Annotated in this window: 15 protein-coding genes, 1 tRNA gene and 1 pseudogene; 10 read left to right on the top strand and 7 right to left on the bottom strand. The window is 71.9% G+C overall.

From position 1 onward, the window contains the following. Nucleotides 1-271 precede the first annotated feature (271 nt). Together SCA03_RS17345 and SCA03_RS17340 are read left to right on the top strand one after the other, a co-directional pair. Nucleotides 272-745 (top strand): ATP-binding protein, encoded by a 474-nt coding sequence (locus tag SCA03_RS17345; protein ID WP_308697923.1) that lies wholly within the window; start codon nt 272-274, stop codon nt 743-745. 955 nt (nt 746-1,700) lie between these two features. Continuing rightward, nucleotides 1,701-2,234, top strand: coding sequence for a hypothetical protein (locus SCA03_RS17340; protein WP_141275481.1), 534 nt, complete (start codon nt 1,701-1,703; stop codon nt 2,232-2,234). Nucleotides 2,235-2,593: 359 nt separating this feature from the next. Here SCA03_RS17340 and SCA03_RS35115 read toward each other — a convergent pair whose 3' ends face one another. From SCA03_RS35115 to SCA03_RS37255, 3 genes are all read right to left on the bottom strand, one after another. Further along, nucleotides 2,594-2,761, bottom strand: a complete 168-nt coding sequence (locus SCA03_RS35115; RefSeq protein ID WP_158102270.1) for a hypothetical protein — start codon at nt 2,759-2,761, stop codon at nt 2,594-2,596. A 335-nt stretch (nt 2,762-3,096) separates the two neighbouring features. Continuing rightward, on the bottom strand, nt 3,097-3,303 hold the full coding sequence (locus SCA03_RS17335) for a hypothetical protein (protein ID WP_086815029.1): 207 nt from the start codon (nt 3,301-3,303) through the stop codon (nt 3,097-3,099). Further along, a complete protein-coding gene (locus tag SCA03_RS37255) occupies nt 3,233-4,075 on the bottom strand; it encodes a helix-turn-helix domain-containing protein (protein ID WP_107428956.1) in 843 nt (280 codons plus the stop codon). The genes SCA03_RS17335 and SCA03_RS37255 overlap by 71 nt, the downstream gene beginning before the upstream one ends. A 1,356-nt stretch (nt 4,076-5,431) precedes the next feature. Here SCA03_RS37255 and SCA03_RS36995 point away from each other — a divergent pair. After that, nucleotides 5,432-6,562, top strand: a pseudogene (locus tag SCA03_RS36995) (recombinase family protein); the annotation flags it as partial. Nucleotides 6,563-6,940: 378 nt separating this feature from the next. Here the strand turns inward: SCA03_RS36995 and SCA03_RS36270 are convergent. After that, nucleotides 6,941-7,234 carry a hypothetical protein gene (locus tag SCA03_RS36270; RefSeq protein ID WP_230988775.1) on the bottom strand — a complete coding sequence of 98 codons (294 nt, stop codon included), beginning with the start codon at nt 7,232-7,234 and terminating at the stop codon, nt 6,941-6,943. Between the two features lie 201 nt (nt 7,235-7,435). Continuing rightward, nucleotides 7,436-7,508: transfer RNA gene (locus SCA03_RS17320), tRNA-Arg, on the bottom strand. 344 nt (nt 7,509-7,852) lie between these two features. Between SCA03_RS17320 and SCA03_RS17315 the strand changes: the two genes are divergently transcribed. The 7 genes from SCA03_RS17315 (at nt 7,853) to SCA03_RS17285 (ending at nt 19,079) form a co-directional block, all read left to right on the top strand. Next, nucleotides 7,853-9,661, top strand: a complete 1,809-nt coding sequence (locus SCA03_RS17315) for a dynamin family protein (RefSeq protein ID WP_107428957.1) — start codon at nt 7,853-7,855, stop codon at nt 9,659-9,661. A 1,381-nt stretch (nt 9,662-11,042) separates the two neighbouring features. Beyond that, on the top strand, nt 11,043-13,631 hold the full coding sequence (locus SCA03_RS37250; protein ID WP_230988774.1) for a GTPase: 2,589 nt from the start codon (nt 11,043-11,045) through the stop codon (nt 13,629-13,631). A gap of 97 nt (nt 13,632-13,728) precedes the next feature. Further along, nucleotides 13,729-14,301, top strand: coding sequence for a single-stranded DNA-binding protein (locus SCA03_RS17305; RefSeq protein WP_063764729.1), 573 nt, complete (start codon nt 13,729-13,731; stop codon nt 14,299-14,301). A gap of 185 nt (nt 14,302-14,486) precedes the next feature. Beyond that, entirely contained in the window at nt 14,487-15,986 is a 1,500-nt protein-coding gene (locus SCA03_RS17300; RefSeq protein ID WP_086818358.1) for a thioester domain-containing protein, read from the top strand. A gap of 346 nt (nt 15,987-16,332) precedes the next feature. Beyond that, nucleotides 16,333-17,997 carry an energy-dependent translational throttle protein EttA gene (gene ettA, locus SCA03_RS17295; protein WP_030890205.1) on the top strand — a complete coding sequence of 555 codons (1,665 nt, stop codon included), beginning with the start codon at nt 16,333-16,335 and terminating at the stop codon, nt 17,995-17,997. Between the two features lie 4 nt (nt 17,998-18,001). Beyond that, nucleotides 18,002-18,427, top strand: a complete 426-nt coding sequence (locus SCA03_RS17290) for an acyl-CoA thioesterase (RefSeq protein WP_030890208.1) — start codon at nt 18,002-18,004, stop codon at nt 18,425-18,427. Beyond that, nucleotides 18,408-19,079, top strand: a complete 672-nt coding sequence (locus tag SCA03_RS17285; protein ID WP_086815143.1) for a DUF8185 domain-containing protein — start codon at nt 18,408-18,410, stop codon at nt 19,077-19,079. The genes SCA03_RS17290 and SCA03_RS17285 overlap by 20 nt, the downstream gene beginning before the upstream one ends. A 482-nt stretch (nt 19,080-19,561) precedes the next feature. Here SCA03_RS17285 and SCA03_RS17280 read toward each other — a convergent pair whose 3' ends face one another. Both SCA03_RS17280 and SCA03_RS36825 read right to left on the bottom strand, forming a co-directional pair. Beyond that, nucleotides 19,562-20,656: an ATP-binding cassette domain-containing protein gene (locus SCA03_RS17280; protein ID WP_086815144.1), complete on the bottom strand. Its 1,095-nt coding sequence runs from the start codon at nt 20,654-20,656 to the stop codon at nt 19,562-19,564. Further along, on the bottom strand, nt 20,653-23,568 hold the full coding sequence (locus SCA03_RS36825) for an FtsX-like permease family protein (protein ID WP_170223842.1): 2,916 nt from the start codon (nt 23,566-23,568) through the stop codon (nt 20,653-20,655). The genes SCA03_RS17280 and SCA03_RS36825 overlap by 4 nt, the downstream gene beginning before the upstream one ends. Nucleotides 23,569-23,572 lie beyond the last annotated feature (4 nt).

Raw genomic sequence — 23,572 nt, 5'->3', positions numbered from 1 at the left:
GTTCTGGACGAATGCCGAGCCAGCTTGTCACCCGTTCGGTGGGTTGCAATTCCGCTCTTGCGCCGCTCGACGGTGTCGTCGTCGTGACCTGATTGGCGATTTGCCGGAGGTGCGCGATGCCGCCCTTGACCCTAACTGTCTGTCTGCTGATCTCCTTCGTTGCACTGGGAGGTGCACCATTCGCCTACGGGCCCGTGCGGACCTGTTTGGAGCCCGGCCCCGGTAGGCATCGCCGCGGTGGCGGTCGTCACGCCGCTCGCTGGAGGGCACGGTGAGTGCCCCGGCCCGCGCGGGACGCGGCGTGGTCGTCTATCGCTGGGCCGAGGACACGCGACTCCCTGCTGCGGGAGCGCGCCTCGCGCTGGGGAGAACCCTCGCTCACCTCGGCGTTGAAGAAGAGACGCGGGAGGATGCACAACTCGTGGTGTCGGAGTTGGTGGCCAACGCGAGTGAGCATGCCTGCGGGCCGTACGAGGTGCGGCTTCAGCGCATCCTGTCCGAGTGGGTCTGTGAGGTCGAGGACGGTGACCCTGAGTTGCCCCAGCTTCCGCAGTTGCCGCTCAACCCCCTCTTTTCGCCGGAGGAGGGGAGTCGTGGCGGTGGCCTGGACTCGCTGTTGAGCTTGCTCGGAGAGCGGGGCCGAGGGTTGCAGGTGGTTCATCAGCTGACTGGCGGTGGGTGGGGGTTTTGCCGGACAAGGGAAACGAAGGTTGCTTGGTTCGTAGTCGGTGCTGTCGCGCCTTGAGCTGAGTCGGGGTGGTAAGTGGTGGTATCGCGCTCACCGCCCTGAAAACCCCAACCGTGCAGGCGTGGTTCAGCAACGGGCGCTTTTCGCGAGCTGCCACGAGGACCGAATAGGTTGCGAGGCGGATGTCGGCCGGGCTACCTGGGCCCTGCACTGGGCTCAGCGGCGCTGGCGAGGACGGTCAGGGCTGGTTCCTGGAGTCTGTTTGCAGATGGGGGTGCAAGCAATGGCGACAGGTTGACGGCCACTATTCACTGCTCTCGATACTGCTGGCGCCTCCCGCGTCGAGACGGTGATCGCATCGGGGGTCGATCCGGGTGTCGTCCTTGGAAACGACGTCCCTCGCTGCCTCATATGTGCAGGTCAGAAGCCCAACGAGCCACCTTTGAGCGAGCCCGACTGTATATATCGGTGCAGACAAGCATCCCGATCTCCGGGTACGGCGTGCGGGCGCGGGCCCCACGTGCCATGGCGATGCGCGTCCCAGGTTGCCCGGTATCGGCCACGTGCCAGTGCTTCGTACCCCGCCTTCGAACCGGTCCTTCCAGGGTCCCCCTGCGGGCGAGGTCGCCGCCGAACCGTGCCTGGGCCAGGGGTCCCGGGCGACGACGCCGTACGCCATGTCGGTGACGGGGACAGCGGTTTGCAGAGCCGCAGCGCCTGAGCCAGCGCGTCCAGAATCCGGGCCGATGTCGCGTCCCCCGGCCTGCTCCAACCGCGTGTAGTAGTCGACCGACGTAGGGGCGAGGTCCTCCACCTCTTCGCGGCGCGGCAGCACGGTGCCCGCGGACGCTGTCGCGAAGCGGTACCCGGGAAGTACGGTCAGAGAGAAGGCGCCGACGGTCAGGTACCCCGGGGGTTCTGCAAGGCAGGAGTCTGGAAACTGCCTCAACCAGCTCAAGCTTGAGGTAAACCTGCACGGAGAGCCGCTGTCGCACGCTGTATAGGGGGAGATGTGACCGACACCGCTCAGCCACCGGGCCAGCCCACCGGTGTGCCTGCAGCGACAGACGCGGCGGCTTCCACTGCCGCTCAGAGCGCGCAGCCTGATGACTGCTCCGTTGACTCCAACGCCGCTGCACGGCGAGCCGCGTTCGGGAAGCTCGGTCTGTGGTTTGTCTGTGCGGTGGTGTTTGCTCTGGCGCCCACGGTTGCTCGTTACTTGAGCGAGCAGTCGCTGAAGAACCAGCCAAGCACCAGCTTCTACGAGTTGGCCAATAACGCAGATTTGTACGTCGTTTGTATCGGCCTTACGGCTGGCGCGCTGGGGCAGGCTTTCATGAGGAAGGGAAGAGGGCTGAGCCCGGCGCTCATCGCGTGGAGTCTTTTCAACATGCTGGTGTTGTTCTTTACTAGTTGGATGGCTGCTGCCAGTGACCTCCCCGGTGTGGACGAAGAGATCGTGGGTCGCAACTCACTCTTGTTTTTGCTAGCGACTGTCATTAGCACGGGTACCAGTACCTATCTCGCAGAGCTGGAGACGTCATGAATGTCGCCTCGTCTGGTGTTGAGACAGTTTCCAGCGTCTTCTCGGTGGCTGCTCTGGTCATTTCTTCGGTGGGCGCTGTCGTCACCGTGCTTGCGAGACGTTTGGGCGGGCGAGCGGGGAACAGTTTGGCCCAGCGGTGGTTTCGCACCGTCCTGAAATTCAAGGTCGAGAGAGACCGACACACTCCAGGGTCGCCTGATTGACCACAACTGGCCGGCACTCGCAGATGTTTGCGAGAGGCGACAGATGACGAATAGCAGGTGACACCTTCGAACGGCTAGGAAGCGTCCCTGACGACTGCTGGTTTGGGTCGGGCCGCGTCTCCACGAGCGATCGCTGAAGATCCGTCCTATGGCCGATCAGTTCGAGCTTCCCGGGACATCCCCGCCCTCAATGACGAGGACGTTGCCGAGACGCTGGAGGGCGCCGTCGAGCTCCGCGGTGGCTGCCGGTGTCGAGTCGATCCGCATCAAGCAGGCCGCCCGGCTGGAGGCCGCGCAGCAGGCCACCGCCGAAATCGATGACATCGCCGCCAAAGTCCGCGGCAGCGGCCGAGACCGCCGCGAACGAGGGCCAGGAGAGGGCGGAGGCGGAGACCGCCGAGACTGAGCCGGAGACCGAGCCCGAAGCCGAACCGGGACGCGTACCGGCGACCGCGACCGCCTCCGCCCTCACCACGGCCCGCCCGCAACCTTGAGCTATGTGCGCCGCCATCAGCCCCGCGTCCTGCCCGACCCGACGCCGACCACTAGCATCACCGCACGTCGCAGACCGTCTACGAACTGACGGACGTGGCGGACCCCGACATACTGTGGCGCGTACTGCGTGAGGTGTGCGTCGCCCCCGTCGGTTGTATGTGCGATCAGTTGTTGGTGTCGGCCGGTGTGTCGCTTTGGGACGGGACGTACTGGTAGCGGCGGGGGTTCTCGCTGACCTGCCGGGCGATGCCGTTCTTGACCAGTGCGGTGAGGCTGTTGGCGGTGGCGCCGGAGCTGTGCTCAAGGTGTCGGCTGATCTTGGTCGCGGTGAAGGCCTCGTCGGGGTGGGCGGCCAGGAACGCGGTGACCACTTCCCGCAGTGCCCCTGGCCGCAGCCTGCCGCTGTCGGTGACGGTGTCGGACGGCCGCCAGTGTCCGCACGGGGGGGCAGAACTTCCCAGGTTCGGGACGGGTGATGTCCGTTGGTGGCTGCGAGGTGCTGGCTGCTGGGGCGGGTTCGCCAGTCGCGACACGCTCGGGCCGGGACTCCCGGCCTTCCTCCCGTGCTGGTGCGCTATCCCCGGACTGTGAGGTGGGGGACCGGGTATCGAGCGATGCTGAGGCGGGGTGCGTCTCGGGCGGGTTATCGGCGTGCTCCGGGTCCGGGGCCAAGGCGGGCACTGACTCTTCCTGAAGGGGTTCGGGTTCTGTGACCTCACCCGGACGCACCTCATGGTCCGGGCCCGGGCTTAGCGGTGCTCCCGCCTCCCGGCCGGTGGCCGGGTGCACTTCCGCGGAATCGCCGCTCCCCGAATGCGGACGCTTCGGTTCGGCCTTGGGCTGCTCTTCTTGGGCACTGCCCGTCTCGGGAGCGGCGGTGTCCGGTGTGGGTTCGCTTCCTTGGCCGGGGAGCGGGCGCACCTGGCCAGGAGCGGCCTCAGGGGTCGGGTGCCAAAGGTTAGGGGTTGTTTTGCCAGGTGCGTTGTTGCCCTTCTCGCCTACGGCGATCCCCTGGTCTTCCAATGTGGCGAGGGCCTTGCGGGCGGTGGAGCGGCTGAGTCCGGCGGATAGGGCGAGGGTGGCGGCGCTGCAGCCGGGATTGTCGGTGAGGGCTTGGAAGATCTGGGCGCGGGCGCCGGTCAACTTGCTCGTGGCGGTCGCCGGTCAGGGGCGGGCCGGTGTCTTGGTGCTGTCTGTCATGAGGGAACCTCAATCGGTGTGCAGTGGGTTGGGGTTCCCCGGCCGGGGTGCGGCCCCCGGTGCACTGTGGGTGCGGTGTGGGGAGCGCGGGCGGTACGGGCCGCGTGTGCGGTGCGGTGGGTCCCGCTTCGCTACGACCATGGACGCTCGATGCGCGGCACCCCGTCAAGCGGCATCACCCCAGTTGAGAAGAGAACTTGGAGACGCTGGCGGGTGCGGCCGTAAGGGCGACCGGGGCGCCGGCAGGTGCACGGTGTCCCGTGAGTCAGCCCGCAGGGGGACAGTCCATCGCCCCTGATGGACGCGGCCCGCTTGGGTTCCGGCGGCTGTTACTGCGCGTTCCGGTGCGTGGTCGCCTGGCGTGCGTTCAGCGTGTCGTCGGGCTGCGTGCCAGCAGCAACGACCGCTGGCGTTGTCTGGCGGTGATGGCCCTCTGGTGGGTGGCGATGGCTCCGCGACCTATCCGTGCAAGTGGGGCAAACCGGGGGCACATCGTGAGCCGCTGCGAGGAGGGCGTCATTGACTGCTGCGAAGACCGGCGAGAGAAGCTTGTCAATGGCTTGGTGCTCCCGGCTGGCCAATCGTCGTCCTCGGCCTGTCCACTCGCCGCCACGCTCGCAGGAATGTGAGCGGACGGGCAGCCGCGTTGGGTCCGCTCTCGTGGGATGAGCAGTCAGCTACTACGATCACGCTGGGTCGAATACAACCAAAAGCCAGCCTCTTTCCACCGGCGCGATCGACAGAGGACCCACTGGTCCGGCAGCGGCTCGCGAGTGGCTCGCCACTGGCTCGCTTCCGCTCTCACCTGCACAAACCAGCTCGTTATGAAGGGGCGCTGAGACCGTCTGCCGGGAGGGCGGAGCAGTGAAAATGGGGCGCTGCAAGGCTCGAAGGCGCCACGAGCGGTGACAATCTCGCGCGCAGTTATCTCTATCTAAGGCATAGCGCGATAAGGGATCGCCTTCCACAAGAACCACCGCCTTGCACAACCACACCGATTACCGCACCCCCAACTACCTGTGAACCGCCACCGCCGACGCAGTTTCACGACCGCAGTCGCGCCGGAGGTCAACCTGTCGCTTGCCGCTTCAGGTCGCTAGCGAACCCATGGAGGGGCGTTGATGCCATCGTCCTCAAGCCATCGTGAAATTGGTCGCGTCCAACCAGAAAGAGACCTTGAAGAGGACACCGATATCGAGCGTCCATGGTCGCTGGACGGCCTCCGCACGGGAAACCCATCCAGAGCAGGGGCAGCTCCGGTGCGTGTAAGCGTGCGGTGCATCGTCGTCGACGGTCCGGATGGCGAGGCCCTCCGCGCTCAGCAGGTGCACGCGATCCGGACTGCGCTCGCCTGGCTGGCGGAACGTCCTGCAGCCGGAAGCTGCTCCCAGGGGCTGTCATCCCGTACGGAGGCTGTCTCGAAGCGGGATTCGAACTAAGGGAGATCGAATGACCTCAGTGGCGACACCGGAGCGTCCGTGGGGTGAACCCGCTCCTGGCATGCCCTGGGCTGCGTCGGCGGCCCCGCAGTCCGCGAGCCAGGCCACTGTTCCGGTGGCCTGGCTCGGCCGCACCTCCACCGAGGACTCCCAGGACCCCACACTCTCGCTGCCCAGACAACTGAGGAACGCGCGGGCCGCACTGCCGCCGGGCTGGATGATCGTCGCTCACTTCTACGATGTCGAGTCCGGCCGCAAGGACCTGGACGTACGGGGTCAGGGCGTGGCCCACGAGCGCTTTGCCATCCCCATCCCACGCGACGGGGGAATCGCAGACCTCCTTGCCGAGGCGGAAAGCCCGGACCGTCGCTTTGCCGCCGTCATCTGCGAATCGATCGAACGAGTAGCTCGGCGGACCTATTACGGCACGAAGATCGAGCATGAGTTGGAGCAATGCGGCGTCGCGCTCTGTGCCGCTGACGAGCCGATCTCCGCCGACGGGAAGGGCAAACGCGCCACCCCGACACTGACGCGCCGAGTGAAGCAGGCTGTGTCCGAGTGGTACGTGTTGCAGATGCTGGAGCTGTCCTGGGACGGCTTCATCGAGCACACCCAGCAAGGCTGGAACGTTGGCAAGCCGCCCTACGGCTACAACGCCCAACGCGTCCCGCACCCCGTCCCCGCACGCCGCGAGCAAGGGGCCACCAAACACCGCCTCGTGCCCGACCCGGAACGCGGCCCGGTCGTCACCGAGATCTTCCGGCTACGGGTCCTGAAACGGCTCAGCTTCCGCCAGATCGCCGACTGCCTAAACCACGATCCAGCCACGTACCCGCCGCCCCAGCCCAACCGGACGGACACCGCCAGTGGGCGGTGGACAGCTGCTGGCGTGCGCTCGATCCTGGAGAACCCGAAATACACCGGCTATCAGGTATGGAACCGCAAGGCCCGGAAGTCTCGCGGCAACCGGGCCAACCCAGTCTCCGAATGGATCTGGTCGCCGAAACCCACCCACGAGCCCCTCATCACACGGGCCATGTTCGACGCCGCATGGCCCGCCCACCGCGCCCACCCGGGGTCCCGCAAAGAAGAAGCTGCTCGCGCGGGACGCTCCACCGCACGTGAGTACACGCTGCGGTCCTACGTGCGCTGTGTGCTGTGTGGACGGCGAATGTTCGGCAAGTACAGCAAGGGACGGTGTTATTACGCGTGCCAGCCCAAGAAGGACCACCACGCCGATGCGGCCTGGTACGCCACCCACCCCAAAGCGATCTGGATCAGTGAGCGCGTGCTCCTGGAAGCCGTCCATACCTTCTTCGAAGACCGCATCTTCGGCCCCCGCCGGGCGGATCTACTGGCGGCACAGCTCTCACAGGCGCTCCCCGAGCGGGGAGCGCCTGTGGCCGACATCGGCGCGCTGCGTCGTGAAGGAGAGCGACTGGCCCGCGGGCAACGTCGTCTGATGGAACAACTGGCGGGGGAGGACGACGGCGATCCGGAGACGGCGGCAGAGTTCCGCAAGAGCATTCGAAAACAGTTCGACCGCCTGGAGCGGCAGCGACGTGACGTAGCCGCCAAGATCACCGAAGCTGAGGCTGCCGCCACAGCAACTCCCGGGGCCGATGGGACTGACGCCCTTGGCCTTCTCGACATGCTGCCGCACCTGAACACGCGGATGGCGGATCTACCGGCCACCGTCCAGCGCGCGCTCTACGACGCCTTCCACCTACAGGTCCGCTACGACCACCGCGATCGCGGCGCCGAGGTCCGCGTCACCGTCGCCGCGCCGCTCCTCGGTGAGATCACCGGGATCGCCGAGCGCGCCGCGGCGACGTCACCGGGCGCTGACCAGCCCTTCAGTGTGCGCCCCCGGCAGGACTCGAACCTGCGGCCAAGCGCTTAGAAGGCGCCTGCTCTATCCACTGAGCTACGGGGGCCTGCCTGTGTCGCGGGTGGGCGGGCTCGCACGTCCCCGGAGTGACCACGGCGGGGTCAAGGATAGGGGGACGGGTGGCTCGTCCTGTTCGCTTCACGTCCGCGACGCCTTGTGGAGGTTCAGTGAAGCGGTCCCGATAATCGCAGGCGGGTGCGATTTCTGCAGCGCTTTTGGCGCTGTGAGTGGCGGGTGTTGCGCAGTCGTTATGGGTGCGGTCCGCATGGAGAAGGGCCAATCGGGGCGAACAGGGCGAACGACGCCAACGCGCGTCGAAAGCATCCATTTTTCCCGGGATCTACCGTGAATACGCTTCAAAACCGGAGCAAAATTGGGCATTCTGCACCTGTGGCGATCTTGGACGTACGGCCTGACCTGCTCGACGCGCTCACCGCCCTGCGCGACCGCGTCGCAGCCGCCCGCTTCCCCCTCCCGCTGCCCGGCGCCGAAGGCGCCCGCCGCGACCGCAGCGAACTGCTCGCGCAGCTCGACGACTATCTCGTGCCGCGCCTGCGCACCCCCGAGGCGCCCCTGCTGGCGGTGATCGGCGGCTCCACCGGCGCGGGCAAATCGACGCTCGTGAATTCACTCGTGGGGCGCAGGGTCAGCGAAGCCGGAGTGCTGCGGCCCACCACCCGCACCCCCGTGCTCGTCTGCCATCCCGAGGACCGCCCCTGGTTCGCGGGCAGCCGGGTGCTTCCCCGCCTCGAACGCGTCTGGGTGCCCCGGCAGGACACCCCCGGCACCCTGGACGCCTCCCACGGCACCACCGACCCCCTCGGCCCGGGCCTCCCCGGCTACGACCGCCACCGGCCGGCCTCCCACGGCGACACCGACGAGGACCCGCACGCCGCCCCCGACGGCACCGGCACCGGCACCGGGCCCGGCTCCGACACCGGCGACGACGACCACGGCACGGTCCTGCGCCTGGAGACCGACACCGCACTGCCCCGCGGGCTCGCCCTCCTCGACGCACCCGACATCGACTCCCTCGTCGCCCGCAACCGCGACCTGGCCGCCGAACTCATCTGCGCAGCCGACATCTGGGTCCTGGTCACCACCGCCGCCCGGTACGCCGACGCCGTCCCCTGGCATCTGCTGCGCACCGCCAAGGAGTACGACGTCACCCTCGCCACCGTCCTCGACCGCGTCCCGCACCAGATGGTCGCCGAACTCGCCGGCCGCTACGCACTCATGCTCGAACGCGAAGGGCTCGGCCACGTCCCCCGCTTCACCATCCCCGAACTGCCCGAATCCGCCGGCGGCTCCGGGCTGCTGCCGGTCTCGGCCGTCAACGGGCTGCGCGAATGGCTCGAACACCGCGCCGCCGACCCCACCGCACGGCAGGAGGCCGCCGGCCGCACCGCCGCCGGCGCCCTCGGCTCCCTCCGCTCCCGCATCGCGGCGCTCGCCGGCGCCTGCGCCGCCCAGTACGCCACCGCGCTGCGCCTCACCCAGCAGGTCGACGCCGCCTACCGCACCGCCGCCGAGCGGCTCCGCACCCGGCTGGCCGACGGCGAACTCCTCGCCGGCGACGCCGCGGCCCACTGGCGCGCCTACCCGCGCGACAGCCGCGCCGAAGACCTCGCCGACGCCCTCACGGACGGCCTCGTCGTCCTGCTGTCCGGCGCCGTCGCCGCCGCCGACGAGCGCATCACCGCCGCCCGCGCCGCCGACCCCGCCCTCGCCGGGGCCCTGCCCCTGCCCGCGGGCGGCCAGGAGGAACGCGGCACCATCGGCGTCCATGTCCGCCGGTGGCGACGCTGCGTCGAAGAGCTCGCCGACGAACACGTGCGCGCAGCGGGTCGCGCCGGGCCCGAGGGCGAGAGCGAACGCGCCGCCGCGCTGCTCATGGCGGTCCTGCTCGGCGGGCCCCGCACCACGGCCGCCCGCACCACCCTGGAGACCCTCCTCGGCGCCGAACACACCAGCCGGCTGCGCGACCACGGCGCACACCTGCTGAACGGCTGCATCGACAACGTCCTGCACGGCGCCCGCGATCTGCGCCTCGCCCCGCTGGACAGCCTCGTCTCCGGGCCCGAACCACAGATGGAACTCGTCGCCGCGTACTCCCTGCTCGGCCGGGAGTACGCGACACACCTGCGTGCCGCCGCCCTCACGGCGCCCGGCGCCTACAGCGTGCACAGGGAGAGGTGAGCCCGTGTCGGCCCCACACGACCACGACCCCGACGACACCCGCAGGCAGCGCACACACCCGCGCGCGGCCGCACTCCCGGACCCTCCGCAGCCCCACGGCCCGGCCTCCCCGCCCGGCCGCCCCTCGACCTCCGGGCCGCCCTCCGCTGGACCGTCCCCTGCCGGGACGCGTCCTCATGGACCCGCCGCTGACGCTCCCGCACCTGACGGCTCGGCTCCTGACGGCTCGGCTCCTGACGGGTCCGCCCCTCACGGCTCGGCTCACGGTCAGGTCCCTCACGGCCCGACCCCCTGCGGGCAGGCCGCCGACGGTTCGCACCCGGACACCGCCGAGACCGGCGCGGGCGACGCCTGCCGCGACGCCGGTACCCCGGACGCTCCCGGCACCACCGCTCGGGAGACCGGCCCCCCGACTCCCGCAGCCCCCGCGGGCCGGGCGGACGGCCGTCACGGGGACGCACCGCAGTCGGCGGACCGCGGCAGCGAGCGCGACGACGACCGTCCCGGAGACCCGTCCGGCCACGCCGCCCCCTCCGGTTCGTCCGAACACCCGTGGGACGACGGCCTGATCGCCCGCCGGGCCCGCCCCGAAGCACCCGCCGGTCACGAGACGGAGACGGCCCTGCCGCACCAGCCGGTCACCGACGTCCCGCAGCCGCCCGCCGGCATCCTCCGGCAGGTCAGAGACTCCCGGGAGGCCGGACGTGTCGAGGGAGTTGTGGGCATCGGGGGCGACAGGGAAGCCGGGGGAGCCGATCGGGCCGGGACGGTCAGGGAATCCGGTGGAGACGGGGGAGCCGAGCGGGCCGGGGGAGTGCGGGCGGTCCGGGAAGCCGGGGAGACCGGCAGCGCCCAGGACATCGCGGCAGTCGCGGGCTCGGCGCACGCCCGAGGCCCGGCGCAGAGGCTCGACTCAGCGCGGGTCACCAGCTCATCGCAGGCCACCAGTTCGGCACAGGCCGACAACTCGGCGCAGACCACCGGTTCGGTGCGGGCCGACGGCTCACCGCCCGCTCCCGGCAGGCCGCATGCGAGCGGCACACCGCGCACTCCCGGCACACCGCAGGCGACCGGTGTGCCGCCCGCTCCTGGCACGCCGACGGGCCGTCCGGCCGAGGCATACGGACCCGGCGCCTCCGGTGCGGCGCGCGCGACGGACGCCGGGACGGCCCGGCCCGGCACCGGTTCCGGCTCCGTCTCCGGCCAGGGCGCGGACCTGACCTCCGGACCGTCCGGAACAACGCCCTCCGCTGAGGCCCGCAACATCGCGGAGCAGACCGCCGGTCCGGCCACTGCCACCTCCCGGTGCGCCGCCGCCGAACCGCCTCCCGCACCGGGCCACCACGCGGAAGCGGTCACCGCCCACGATGCCGCCCCTGTCATGGAAAGGACCGGTGTGCCCGGAGCCGACGACAGCCAGGGCACGGTCGACGCGTGCGGCCGGGCCGAGGGGCACGGCGACTCGCTCGCGGACGGCGGCCGGTCCGGCGAGCGGGCCACGGTCGGCCCGTACGCGCAGCCCGGGGTGACGGACGGCACCGGCGTACCCGAGATCGACGCGGCGCCTCCGCTTCCGCCGCGCGCCGCCGCACAGGAGGAGGAACTGCGGCAGCGCCTCGGTGCGCTGCGCGAGCTGATCGGCCTGTCCCGCACCCGGCTCGACACCCGGGTCCTGGGCGAGGCGGGGCGCGTCCTCGACTCGGCTGCCGCCCGCCGGGCCCTGTCCCGTTCCTGCACGACCGTCGCCCTCGCGGGAGCCACCGGCAGCGGCAAATCCACCCTCTTCAACGCCCTCGCCGGTACCCAGCTGTCCGAGGCCGGGGTGCGCCGCCCCACCACGGCGCTGCCCGTCGCCTGCACCTGGGGCGCCGAGGCGGGACGCGCATCCGGCAGACTCCTCGACCGGCTCGGCGTACCCGGACACGCCCGCCACCACGCCCCGGATCCCGAGTCCGCCGACCTCGACGGCCTCGTCCTCATCGACCTCCCCGACCACGACTCCGTCGCCACGGAACACCGCGAGACCGCCGACCGGATCCTGGAGAAGGTCGACGCCGTCGTATGGGTCGTCGACCCGGAGAAGTACGCCGACGCCGTCCTGCACGAGCGGTATCTGCGCCGCCTCGCCGGGCACGCCGAGGTCACCTTCGTCGTCCTCAACCAGACCGACCGGCTCGCCCGCGACGCCGTCGACGCCGTCCTCGACGACCTGCGCAGACTCCTCGACGAGGACGGCATGGCGCTCGGCGAGCACGGCGAACCCGGCGCCGTCGTCCTGGCCGCCTCCGCGCTGACCGGGGACGGGCTGGGCTTCCTGCGGGAGGAACTCGGGACGTTCGTCGCCGCCCGGCACGCCGCCGTCCTGCGGCTCGGGGCCGACCTCGACGGCGCCATGGAACGCCTCCGCCCCGTCTACAGCGACCCCGCGCCCGGAACCAGCGGTTCACCCGCCGGCCTCACCGAAGAAGCCCGCGGCGACTTCGAACACCACCTTGCCGTCGCCGTCGGGGCAGCCGCCGCCGGGCAGGCCGCCGAACGCGCCTGGCTGCGCCAGGCCGAACACCTCACCAGCACCCCCTGGATGCGGCTCCTGCGCTGGTACGCGGCCCGGCCGGGGCCCGGCAACGTGCCCGACACCGCGCGGATCCAGACGGCCGGGCCCGCCACCCTCGGCTCCGCCGCGCTGCGCCGCCTGCTCGCCCGCACCGAACCCGGCACCCTCACCGTGAGCACCCCGGTACCTGCGGGCATCACCGGAGCGCCCTCCTCCGGTACGGACGGCGCCGCCGCCGGCACCCGGCAGCGCACCACCCTCCAACAGTCCTGTGCTGCACGCCCGGTGGTGGCCCAGGCGGTGCGGGAACTCTCCGACGCGGCGGCCCACGGACTGCCGCAGGCATGGGCCCGCACCGTCCGCGAGACCGCCCGGCGGGGCGCGGCGGGCCTGCCGGAAGCCCTGGACGAGGTCATCGCCTCCGTCCCCGGCGAAGGCTCGTCCCCTGCCGCTCCTGATGCCGAAGCCGCACCTGCCGCACCCACGGCGGCGGCCGCCGGGCCGACGGCAACCACCGCATCTGCCGCACCCGTCACTCCTGTTGCCTCGGCTGCGGCGCCGGGCGCCCCGGCCGTGGCCGAGCCCGGCGCGGCTGCCGGGACCGGAGCTGCCGACGGCGGCGTCGGTACAGGCAGTACGAGCGGTACGGGCAGCGTGCGTGGCGTCGACGGCCGCGACGATGCGGATGGCGTGACCGTGGCAGCGGGCGGGGGCGGCCGGGGTGCCGGGATCGGCGAGGCAGGTGTGGCCGGTGCCGAGCCGTCGCCCGTGGCCGGGGCGGAGGGGGAGCGTGCCGGCGAGCACGGGAGCGCGGAGCGGAAGCGTCCGCCGCGTCCGCCGTGGCTCTTCGCCGTCCTGGCCGGGCACGGTCTGCTGGCGGCGCTCCAACTGGCGGGCGCCGTCTGGCTGCTCGCCGCCGTCGTGGCGGGTGCCCGGGGCGCGGCGTTCGCCCCGCCGCTCACGGCTCTCGCGGCAGGCGTCGCGGGCGGACCGCTGCTGGCCTGGGGGAGCCGGGTGGCGGCACGCGGCCCCGCGCGCGCGTACGGACTGGAGCGCGAGCACACGCTCCGCGAACTGGCCGCTGCCTGCGGTGCGGAGCGGGTGCTGGAGCCGGTCGCCGCCGAGCTGGTGCGCTACCGGGAGGTCCGGGAGCGGTACGCGATCGCCTCGGGCGCGCTGGGCGTTCCCGGGCTGCCGCTCGACGACTCGCTGTCGGCCACAGGCGCCCTCGGCTCCTCCGCATCCACCGCATCCGCCTCATCCCCTGCGTCTCCCTCGTCCTCTGCGTCCACCGCATCCACTGCGGGCGCCGGCTCTCTCGCCTCCACCACTGTCACCGGATCCACGGCCTCCGCCGACTCCACTGACCCCGAACCACCCGTTTCAGCGGCCGAGTTGTCCACAACTCACCAGTAATCCCCAGTTTTCCCGCCCTTTTCCCACACCTCCCCCTTCCTCCCGCACCCTGGTTCCACCGACGACCTCGGAACCCACGGGACGAAGGGGGAGAGTCATGTACGAGACGCGTGTGACCGTCAACGGGCGGGTGGCCACCCAGGTCGACCACTGGACGGCGCCGAGCGGAGCGCCCGTCAGCAGATTCCGGCTCGCCAGCACCGTTCGCCGGCTCGACCGGCAGAGCGGCAGCTGGACGGACGCCTTCACCAGCTTCTACACGGTGTGGGCCTGGCGTGCCCTCGCCGTCAACATCGCCTCGTCGCTCGCACTCGGCGAACCGGTCCTCGTCAGCGGCAGGTTGCGGATCCGCGAGGGCGAACGCGAAGGCAGGCGCTTCGTCACCGCGGAGCTGACGGCCGAGACGGTCGGCCACGACCTCTCCCGCGGCACCGCCGCCTTTCTCCGCTCCTCCGGAGCCAAACCCGGGCTGGTCCCCGTACCGGGCGCGGACATCGACGAGGAGCCACCGGAGCCGGACGCCGGCGCGCCGCCGGGCCGGGCAGCGGCGGCACCAGCGGGAGGGCAGGCGAACGGAGCGCGGGCGGACGGGGCGCCGGCGCAGGAGTCTCCCGCATGGTCGGCACACACAGCGGAGGGAGGAATTCCATTTCCGGCGACGGCGCCGTGAACGTCCTGGTCCGCCGGATTCGGCGATAACGATTCCGAGTCGGAATGTGTCACGGACCGGATTCCAGGCAACTGGCGCACGCCCCTCTCTCTACCATCCAGAACCGTTACTGACCTGGGGGGTTGAGAGCTTTGCGGCAGAGTCCGCGACCGCGCGCGAGGTCGCACTGCCCAGAGGGGAAGCCGATGACTTTGGTACGCGGGCGGACCACGGCACACCGCCTCGCCGTCACCGCGGTGGCAGCCGGACTGTGCACCGCGGGCATGACGGCCCTGGCGAGCCCGGCCCAGGCCGGCGGCCGGCCCGACGGAACGGTCGAGCAGTACGGCGGGGCCCAGGCCACGCTCGTCGGACTCACCACACACGGCCCGGCCGTCATCCGCACCGACGGCGAACGGCAGGAAGTCAGCGCCGGACTCTTCGAGATGACCGTCGCGGGCGGGGGCTCGCTCCAGACCTACGGGCTCGACGCCCTCAACCCCGTCCAGGCCCAGACCCGTTACGCGGAAGGCTCCTGGAAGTCCTCCACGCTCCACGGCAACCGCAACGCCGGAAAGATCCGCTGGATACTCGAACACTCCTACCCGAAGGTCAACGACCTCCAGAAGCTGGCCGACGCGGCCGGCACCCGACACCTCACACCGCAGAGCGCCGCCGCCGGCACCCAGGTCGCCATCTGGCGGTTCGCGGAAGCCGGTTCACAGCGCCCCGACGACCACACACACGACAAGGCCCGCGGCCACACCGGCGACAGCGCCCACGGCACGGCCCGGCACGGACGGCCCGAGATCACCGCCGTCGATCCGGCCGCGGAGAAGCTCGCCGACCGACTCGTCAAGAACGCCCGGTCCATGCCGGAACCCGGGGCATCGCTCGCCCTCGGGCCGGCGGAGGTCTCCGGAAGGAACGGAGACCGCGTCGGACCCGTCACCGTACGGACCAACGCCACCACCGTCAGCGTCGCCCCCGATCCGCACGCGGTCTCCCGCGGAGTACGGATCGTCGACAAGGAAGGAAAGGAGACCGACACGGCCCACAACGGCAGCCGCCTGTACTTCGACGTGCCCCCGGGCTCCGATCCCGGCAGCGCCTCACTGACCGCAGAAGCCGCCACCAAGATTCCGGCCGGACGTGTGTTCACCCAAGCCGGGGGACGCGGCAGGAGCCAGACGCAGATACTCGCCGGCTCCAGCCGCTCCACCGTCTCCGCCACCGCCGGCGTCAACTGGGCGCCGAAGGGGCCCGTTCCGGCCGCCACCTTCGAGGAGGACTGCGCCAAGGGCGGAGTCGGCATCACGGTGGCCAACCACGGCGACGAACCCTTCACCCTCCGTGCCGGAGGGCAGCGCGCGGAGATCCCGCAGGACGACACCCGGACCGTCATGGTCCCCGTCGAAGAGGACCAGCCCTACCGGATCCCCGTCGCCGGACCCAACGGCTACGAGAAGACCTTCAGCGGAGTCCTCGACTGCGCCACGTCCGCCGCGACCGACAGCGTCGGGCCGCACGGCGCCGTCGCGGGCGGTGAACGGCCCGCCACCGTCGGCGGCGGGGAAGCGGTGATGGGCAGCAGCAAGGACCTCGCCGAGACCGGAAGCGGCGGCACACATCTGATGGCCCTGATCGCGGTCGGCTTCGTCGTCGCAGGCGGAGTGACCATGATCCTGGTGAGACGACGGGCCTGACCCCCAGGGCAGGCGCCGTACGTCCGCCCCGCCCCGCCCGACGGCGGACCGCGAGGCGGACAGCCGGCGGCGGAGGCGACACCGCGACGGTGCGCCGACCCCGCCGGGGTGGAGGAGGCGGTGGGAGGGGTGGGGAGGGGAGGGGGAAGGGGATCCCGTTTCCGGCCCGGACCCCCCGTGCGGCAAGATGGGTTGAGTATGCCCAGACGCGGTACGCCCGCAGTGAGCCGCGCTGTGTCGCTCGGTGTAGCCGCCCTTCCACTCCGCGGTGCTGCCGTGTGACAGGTGCGCGGTTCGTGGCGGGCGTACCGCGTGCGAATACCTACTGACTGCCGGACGGTTTCTCTTGGCTGAGTACATCTACACCATGCGCAAAGCGCGCAAGGCGCACGGCGACAAGGTGATCCTCGACGACGTCACCCTGAGCTTCCTGCCCGGCGCGAAGATCGGTGTCGTGGGCCCGAACGGTGCGGGCAAGTCCACCGTCCTGAAGATCATGGCCGGGCTGGAGCAGCCCTCGAACGGTGAGGCCATGCTCACCCCCGGTTACAGCGTGGGCATCCTGCTCCAGGAGCCGCCGCTGGACGAGTCGAAGACCGTGCTGGAGAACGTCCAGGACGGTGTGGCGGAGACCAAGCAGAAGGTCGACCGGTACAACGAGATCGCCGAGCAGATGGCGACCGACTACACCGACGAGCTGATGGAGGAGATGGGCAAGCTCCAGGAGCAGCTCGACCATCTCAACGCCTGGGATCTCGACGCGCAGCTGGAGCAGGCCATGGACGCGCTGGGCTGCCCGCCCGGCGACTGGCCCGTCGTCAACCTCTCCGGTGGTGAGAAGCGCCGGGTCGCGCTGTGCAAGCTGCTGCTGGAGCAGCCCGATCTGCTGCTGCTGGACGAGCCCACCAACCACCTGGACGCCGAGTCCGTGCAGTGGCTGGAGCAGCACCTGGCGAAGTACCCGGGCACCGTCGTGGCCATCACCCACGACCGCTACTTCCTGGACAACGTGGCCGGCTGGATCATGGAGCTGGACCGTGGCCGCGCCATCGGCTACGAGGGCAACTACTCCACCTACCTGGAGAAGAAGCAGTCCCGTCTGAAGGTCGAGGGCCAGAAGGACGCCAAGCGGCAGAAGCGCCTCAAGGAGGAGTTGGAGTGGGTCCGCTCCAACGCCAAGGGGCGGCAGGCCAAGTCCCGGGCGCGGCTGACGCGTTACGAGGAGATGGCCGCCGAGGCGGAGAAGACGCGGAAGCTGGACTTCGAGGAGATCCAGATCCCGCCGGGGCCGCGGCTGGGCAATGTCGTCGTCGAGGTGGAGCATCTGCACAAGGCGTTCGGCGAGAAGGTCCTCATCGACGATCTGTCGTTCTCGCTGCCGCGGAACGGCATCGTCGGCGTGATCGGCCCGAACGGTGCGGGTAAGACGACGCTGTTCAAGATGATCCAGGGCCTGGAGCAGCCCGACGACGGCAGCATCAAGGTCGGTGAGACGGTCAAGATCTCCTACGTGGACCAGGCGCGGGAGAACATCGACCCGAAGAAGACGCTGTGGGCGGTCGTCTCCGACGAGCTGGACTACATCAACGTCGGCCAGGTGGAGATGCCGTCGCGCGCCTATGTGAGCGCGTTCGGTTTCAAGGGCCCCGACCAGCAGAAGCCGGCCGGTGTGCTCTCCGGTGGTGAGCGCAACCGGCTGAACCTGGCGCTCACCCTCAAGCAGGGCGGCAACCTGCTGCTGCTCGACGAGCCGACGAACGACCTGGACGTCGAGACGCTGTCGTCGCTGGAGAACGCGCTGCTGGACTTCCCCGGCTGCGCCGTCGTCGTCTCCCACGACCGCTGGTTCCTGGACCGGGTGGCCACGCACATCCTCGCCTACGAGGGCGACAGCAAGTGGTTCTGGTTCGAGGGCAACTTCGAGTCGTACGAGAAGAACAAGATCGAGCGGCTGGGGCCGGACGCGGCGCGTCCGCACCGGGCCACCTACAAGAAGCTCACCCGGAGCTGACGGCGTGCGGCACAGTTACCGTTGCCCGCTGCGCTGGTCGGACATGGACGCCTTCGGGCACGTCAACAACGCGGTCTACCTCCGTTATCTGGAGGAGGCGCGGATCGACTTCCTGGCCGGCGTGGCGCGGCGGGCCGCGCCGGAGGCGTTCACGGGCGGCACCGTCGTCGCACGGCACGAGATCGACTATCTGCGTCCGCTGGTGCACCAGCCGGATCCGGTGGTGGTCGAGCTGTGGGTGACCAAGCTCAGCGCCGCCTCGGTGACCTTCGCCTACGAGGTGAAGGACACCGAGGGGGCGGCCGGCCCGTATGTGCGGGCGTCGACGGTCGTCGTGCCGTACGACTTCGACGAGCAGTACCCGCGGCGGCTGACGGCGGCGGAACGCTCCTTCCTGGAGGGCTATTTCGATGACAGCCAGCACGGCTGAGCGGCTGGTCTTCGCGGACCCGGGGGAGGCGGCGGGTCTCGCCGCCTTCCTCGGCCGGCTGGTGCGCTGGGAGAAGAACGCGGCCGTCCGGATCCGGTCGGCCGGCGGCGTGGCCGGGGTGTTCGCGAAGCCGGTGCGGTTCGAGGTGCTGGCGGTGCGCACCGGCCGGCTGCTGGAACCGGTGGAGCTGGATGTCACGGTCTCCGCCGGTGAGCTGCTGGAACGGGTGGACGAGCAGCACGAGGCCGTCGGGGTGCCGGCGGCGGTGACCGGCCCGTCCTGGGCGGGGCTGCTGCCGCCGCGCGGCGGCTGGGAGGAGTTCGGCACCGTGCCGGTGGATGCCGTGATGTCAGTGGCGGCGGCGGCGATCGGCGAGTTCAAGGAGCGCGCGGAGAAGCTGCCGCCGCAGCAGCGGGAACGGGGGACGCTCGACGCGCTCGCGGAGGAGATCTGGTCGCGCCCCCTGGGGCGCACGGGGCTGCCGCTGCGCGCCGCGCACGCCGCCCACGCGCTCGGTTTTCTGCGCGGTGCGGGCGCGGCTTCGCTGACCCGTACCGGGGCGTGGCTGCGGCTGCGGACGGCCTACGGCTCCGTGGTGGTACGGCGGCCCGGCGGCGGCTCGGGCGGCGGGCTGAGCGTCACGCCTGTCTGAGCGGGCGCGCCCGTCCGGGCGTCCCGCACGCTCGTCCCCGGGCGTCGTGCCTGTCCGGGTGCCGTACCTGTCGGGCGGCATGCCTGTCTGCGCGGCATGCCTGTCTGGGCGTCGTGCCTGTCGGGCGTCATGCCGTCTGAGCGGGCACGTCGGCGGTGTGCCGTGTGCCGGTGGATGATCCGGCCCTCGCCCGTACCCGGTTTCGCCCCTGGCCCAGGTGGCGGCCCCGCCGCGTGTACGACGCGGCGGGGCCGCCACAGCTGTTTCCGCCGCCGCTCTCCGCCCGGTCGGTGCTGTCCGCCTCTTCGCCTGGCCGCCGCCGTGCTGCCCCCAACCAGCCGCCGTTTTCCGCCTGTTGGTCTGTTCGCCTGCTCGTCCGTTGGCCTGTTGGCCCATTGGCCTGTGCTCCGCCGTGGCGGTGTGCTGCCCGTGCGGGGCGAACACCGTGGGGTCCGGCGGGTGTCGGGGGCCCGCGGCGGGGGTCAGTCCTTGTCCGGGGTGTCGTCCGTAGTGTCCTCAGGGGCGTCGTCCCGGGTGCCGTCCGCGGCGTCGTCCCGGGTGCTGTCCGCTGCGTCGTCCCGGGGGGAGTCCGGGGTGTCCGCGTCCTGGCCCGGGCGGACCTCGATGTGGTCGGGGCGGAGTTCCAGCAGGACGCGGTCGCGGATGTCGAGGGGGCGGGTGAACTCCGTGGGGAGTTGGAGGCGGCCGGAGCGGTCGATGGTGGTGTATTCGCGGCTGACGGTGGAGGTCTTGCCCTGTTCGTCGTGTGCGGTGCTGCGCAGCGTCTCGGTGCTGGTGCGTCCGTCGCGGATGGAGACGGTGCGGCTGACCTGGCCGGCGACGGAGTTGTCGTGGGTGACGACGAGGATGGTGGTGCCGAGTTCGGCGTTGGCGTGCCGCAGCGCGGCGAAGACGTCGGCGGCGGTGGTGCTGTCGAGTTCGCCGGTGGGCTCGTCGGCGAAGACGACGGAGGGATTGTTGGCGAGGGCGACGGCGATGGCGACGCGCTGTTGTTCGCCGCCGGAGAGCTGGTCGGGCCGGTGGTCGCGGCGGTCGGCGATGCCGAGCAGGTCGAGGAGTTCGAGGGCGCGCCGGGTGCGGTCGCGGCCGCGTACGGGCCCGCCCCGGCCGCGCAGCTTCATGGGGAGGGCGACGTTCTGGACGGCGCTGAGGTAGGGCAGCAGGTTGTGCGAGGTGCGCTGCCAGATGAAGCCGACGGTTTCGCGGCGGTAGCGCAGCCGGGTGCGGGCGTCCATGGCGAGCAGGTCGTAGCCGGCGACGGTGGCGCTGCCGGCGGAGGGGGTGTCGAGGCCGGCGAGGATCGTCAGGAGGGTGGATTTGCCGCTGCCGGACGCGCCGACGATGGCGGTGAGTTCGCCTCGCCGCACGAGCAGGTCGAGTCCTTGGAGCGCTTGGACCTCGACGCCTTCGGCGCTGAAGATGCGTACGAGCCGGTCGCAGACGATGAGGGCGTCGTCGTCGTGGTGGCGGGGCGCGGCGCGGTCGGCGGCGCGGCGTTCGAGGTCGGCGAGGGTGGCGGTGGCGGGTGGCGGCCCGGGTGTGGTGTGCCGGCTCATCGGGTCTCCTGGTGCTCGGTGCGGAGTTCTGCGGTGGGGCGGTTGGCGGCGCGGGTGGTGAGCCGGGCCTGGAGGAGGAGCCCGGCGGTGGCGAGCCCGAGGAGGGCGAGCGGCGGGAGGGTGAGGGAGGCGGGGTCGGCGGTGACGTGCGCGGGGAAGGTGTCGGGGGTTCCGGCGAGCGCGGTGAGGTCGATGCCGGGCCCGAGGAGGGGTACGGCGGCGAGGCCGGTGAGGGCGCCGGCGGCGGCGGTGAGGGCGTAGAGGGGGAGGCTTTCCCACAGCAGGAGCCCTTGGCCGTGGCGGCGGGGCAGGCCGAGGGTGCTCAGCCGGACGAGGAGGGCGCGGCGTTCGGGCACGGCGTGCAGGAGGGTGAGGAGGACGGCGAGGGCGGCGTAGCCGGCGGCGCCGAGGGTGGCGGCGGTGCAGAGCCGTTCGGCTCCGTGCTGGAGGACGGTGTCGGCGTAGCGGGCGCGTTCCTCGGAGCGGAGGGTGAGCAGGACGCGGGTGTCGGCGTGCGGCCCGGCCTTGTCGTGGATGCGGTGGAGGGCGGCGGGGTCGGGGTCGCCGTCGGCGAGGAGGGTGTTGGGGGCGAGGAGCGCGGTGCCGCGGGTGTCGGGGCGGGCGCGGGCGACGGCTTCGCGGGAGAGGACGAGGAAGGCGCCGTCGCGGACGGCGGGGGTGTCGTCGCGGGTGACGGCGGCCCGCACGGGCAGTTCCAGGCCGGGCAGGGCGAGTTCGGCGTGGCCGCCGTGCAGGGCGCGGGCGAGGCCCCGGGAGGCGAGGGCGGGCAGGGGCCGTCCCGCGGGGGTGCCGCGGGGGACGGTCAACGCGTCGGCGGGGAAGGCGCCTTGGTGGTTGCGTCGGGCGAGGCGGGCGTAGGCGGGGGCGTCGACGAGGGCGACGGTGAGGTGGTCGGTGACGCCGGGGAGTTCGGCGTCGTCGTGGACGCGCAGGGTGGTGGTGTGGGTGACGCCGGGTGCGTGTGCGGTGCGGCGGGCGAGTTGCGGCAGGAGGTCTTCGGCGTCGGGTGCTTCGAAGCGGGCGTCGGCGCCGACGGCGGCGAGCGCGGCCCGGTCGCGGCCGTCGTGGATGCCGGTGAGGACGCTGCCGCCGAATCCGGCGACGGTGAGGGCGACGAGGAGCGCGACGAGCGTGGGGGCGACGGTGGCGGGGGAGGGGGCGCGGGCGGCGCGGGCGAGGCCGAGGAAGGCGACGGGGCCGCGGCCGCGTGCGGCGAGCCGGGCTGCGAGGCGCAGCGGCAGGGGGTAGCAGCGCAGCAGGAGGACGGCGCAGGCGAGGGCGAGCAGGACGGGGGAGAGCGCGGCGAGGGCGTTGCCGTCGTCGCTGCCGTTCCGGCGCAGGGCGAGGACGGCGGTGGCGAGGACGGCGAGGCCGGTGAGTTCGAGGACGGTGCGGCGCCGGCTCGGCCGGGTGCGGGTGAGGTCGGTGCGTGCGGCGGTGGTCTGCACGCGGCGGTGGGTGAGGGCGGCGCGCAGCGGCAGGGCGAGGACGGCGACGGCGGTGGCTGCCGCGGCGGCGGTGAGGGCGGGGCCGGTGCGGGTGCCGTCGGTGAGGGTGAGGGCGAGGGCGGTGGCGACGGCGGCGGCGGGGAGGGCGACGGCGGCGGCGCGTGCGGTGAGGAGTGCGGTGAGTCCGGCGAGTGAGGCGCCGCGGGCGCGCAGCAGGACGTGTTCGTCGCGGCTGCGTTCGGCGGTGAGGACGCCGGCGAGGAGCAGCACGGCGAGCGCGGTGGTGGCCAGTCCGAGGCCGGAGATGAGCAGCAGCGGCTGGACGGCGGCGTGTTCCTTCTGGAAGCCGGCGAGGGTTTCGCGCAGGTCGGGGTCGAGGGTGAGGGCGCCGACGCCGGCGTGCTGCTGGAGGCGGGCGGCGGGGGCGCCGGAGGTGAGGGCGGCGAGGCCGTCGGCGGCGTCGGCTGCCTGGTGGCCGGCGAGGCGGCCGGTGTCGAGGGGCTGGTGGAAGAAGAGTTCGGCGCCGTCGGGGAGTTCGATGAGGGCGCGGGAGGCGTCGGGGTGGAGGAACGCGGTGAAGTGCCAGTAGTGCTTGGGTGCGCCGCCGCCGGGTTCGGGCGGGACGGTGACGAGGGCGGGGCGGCGGGTGCTCTCCTCGGCGTTCCAGTAGACGCTGTCGCGCAGGTGGGTGCTGCTGCCGCGGGGGGCGAGGATGCCGGTGATCTCGACGGTGGTGGTGCCGGCGGGGCCGGGCAGGTGGAAGGTGTCGCCGACGCCGAGTTTCATGCGCCGGGCGGTGTCCTCGGTGAGGGCGGCCTGGAGGCGCCGGTGGCCCTGGGGGCCGTGGACGGTGGCGCGGGGGCGGTGTCCGGAGACGAGCCGGGTGGCGCGGTCGAGGCCGGATTGGGTGCTGAGGGTGGCGCGGGGCGGCAGATCGCGGCTGGGCCGGGGCAGTCCGGGGTCGGTGGCCTCGGCGGGGGTGGCGTTGTGGACGCCGTGGGCGGCGGGGGCGCGGTCGGGGGTGAGAGGTGCGGGGACGGCGTCGTGGAAGGCTTTTCCGGCGCGGTGGACGGTGCCGGGGCGTACGAGGTCGCGCAGGACGTCGGGTGCGGCGTCCTGGGGTGCGGCGGTGGCGGTGGCGGAGAGGGCGCGCTGGGCGGGCCGGATGTCGTCGAGGGTGGCGCGCAGGGCGTGGTCGGCGGTGGTGTCGGCGAGGCGGGGCAGCGCGGCGGCGGTGAAGACGGTGACGAGGACGAGGGCGGCCAGCAGCCAGGTGCGGCCGGCGTCGGCGCGCAGCCGGGGCCGCAGCCAGCGGTCGGCGCGCCGGGTCCGCGACCTGCTGCCGGCGCCGTCGGTGCCGTCGGTGCTGCGGGGGCCGGTGGTGCCGGTGGCGGCGGTGGTGGTCGTGTCCGCGGGGGTGCGGGCGCCGGGGGTGGGCTTCATGGCG

The organism is Streptomyces cacaoi (assembly GCF_006539165.1).
Classification (GTDB): Bacteria; Actinomycetota; Actinomycetes; order Streptomycetales; family Streptomycetaceae; genus Streptomyces; species Streptomyces cacaoi.
Note: the sequence above shows the minus strand (reverse complement) of the source record. Positions and strands in the feature narration are given on the sequence as shown.

Coding starts and splice junctions, on each gene's coding strand:
- SCA03_RS17285 (WP_086815143.1), top strand. CDS start 18,408: ATGACAGCCAGCACGGCTGAGCGGCTGGTCTTCGCGGACCCGGGGGAG.
- SCA03_RS17305 (WP_063764729.1), top strand. CDS start 13,729: ATGTACGAGACGCGTGTGACCGTCAACGGGCGGGTGGCCACCCAGGTC.
- SCA03_RS35115 (WP_158102270.1), bottom strand. CDS start 2,761: ATGTCATCGATTTCGGCGGTGGCCTGCTGCGCGGCCTCCAGCCGGGCG.
- SCA03_RS17300 (WP_086818358.1), top strand. CDS start 14,487: ATGACTTTGGTACGCGGGCGGACCACGGCACACCGCCTCGCCGTCACC.
- SCA03_RS17280 (WP_086815144.1), bottom strand. CDS start 20,656: ATGAGCCGGCACACCACACCCGGGCCGCCACCCGCCACCGCCACCCTC.
- SCA03_RS37250 (WP_230988774.1), top strand. CDS start 11,043: ATGGAAAGGACCGGTGTGCCCGGAGCCGACGACAGCCAGGGCACGGTC.
- SCA03_RS36825 (WP_170223842.1), bottom strand. CDS start 23,568: ATGAAGCCCACCCCCGGCGCCCGCACCCCCGCGGACACGACCACCACC.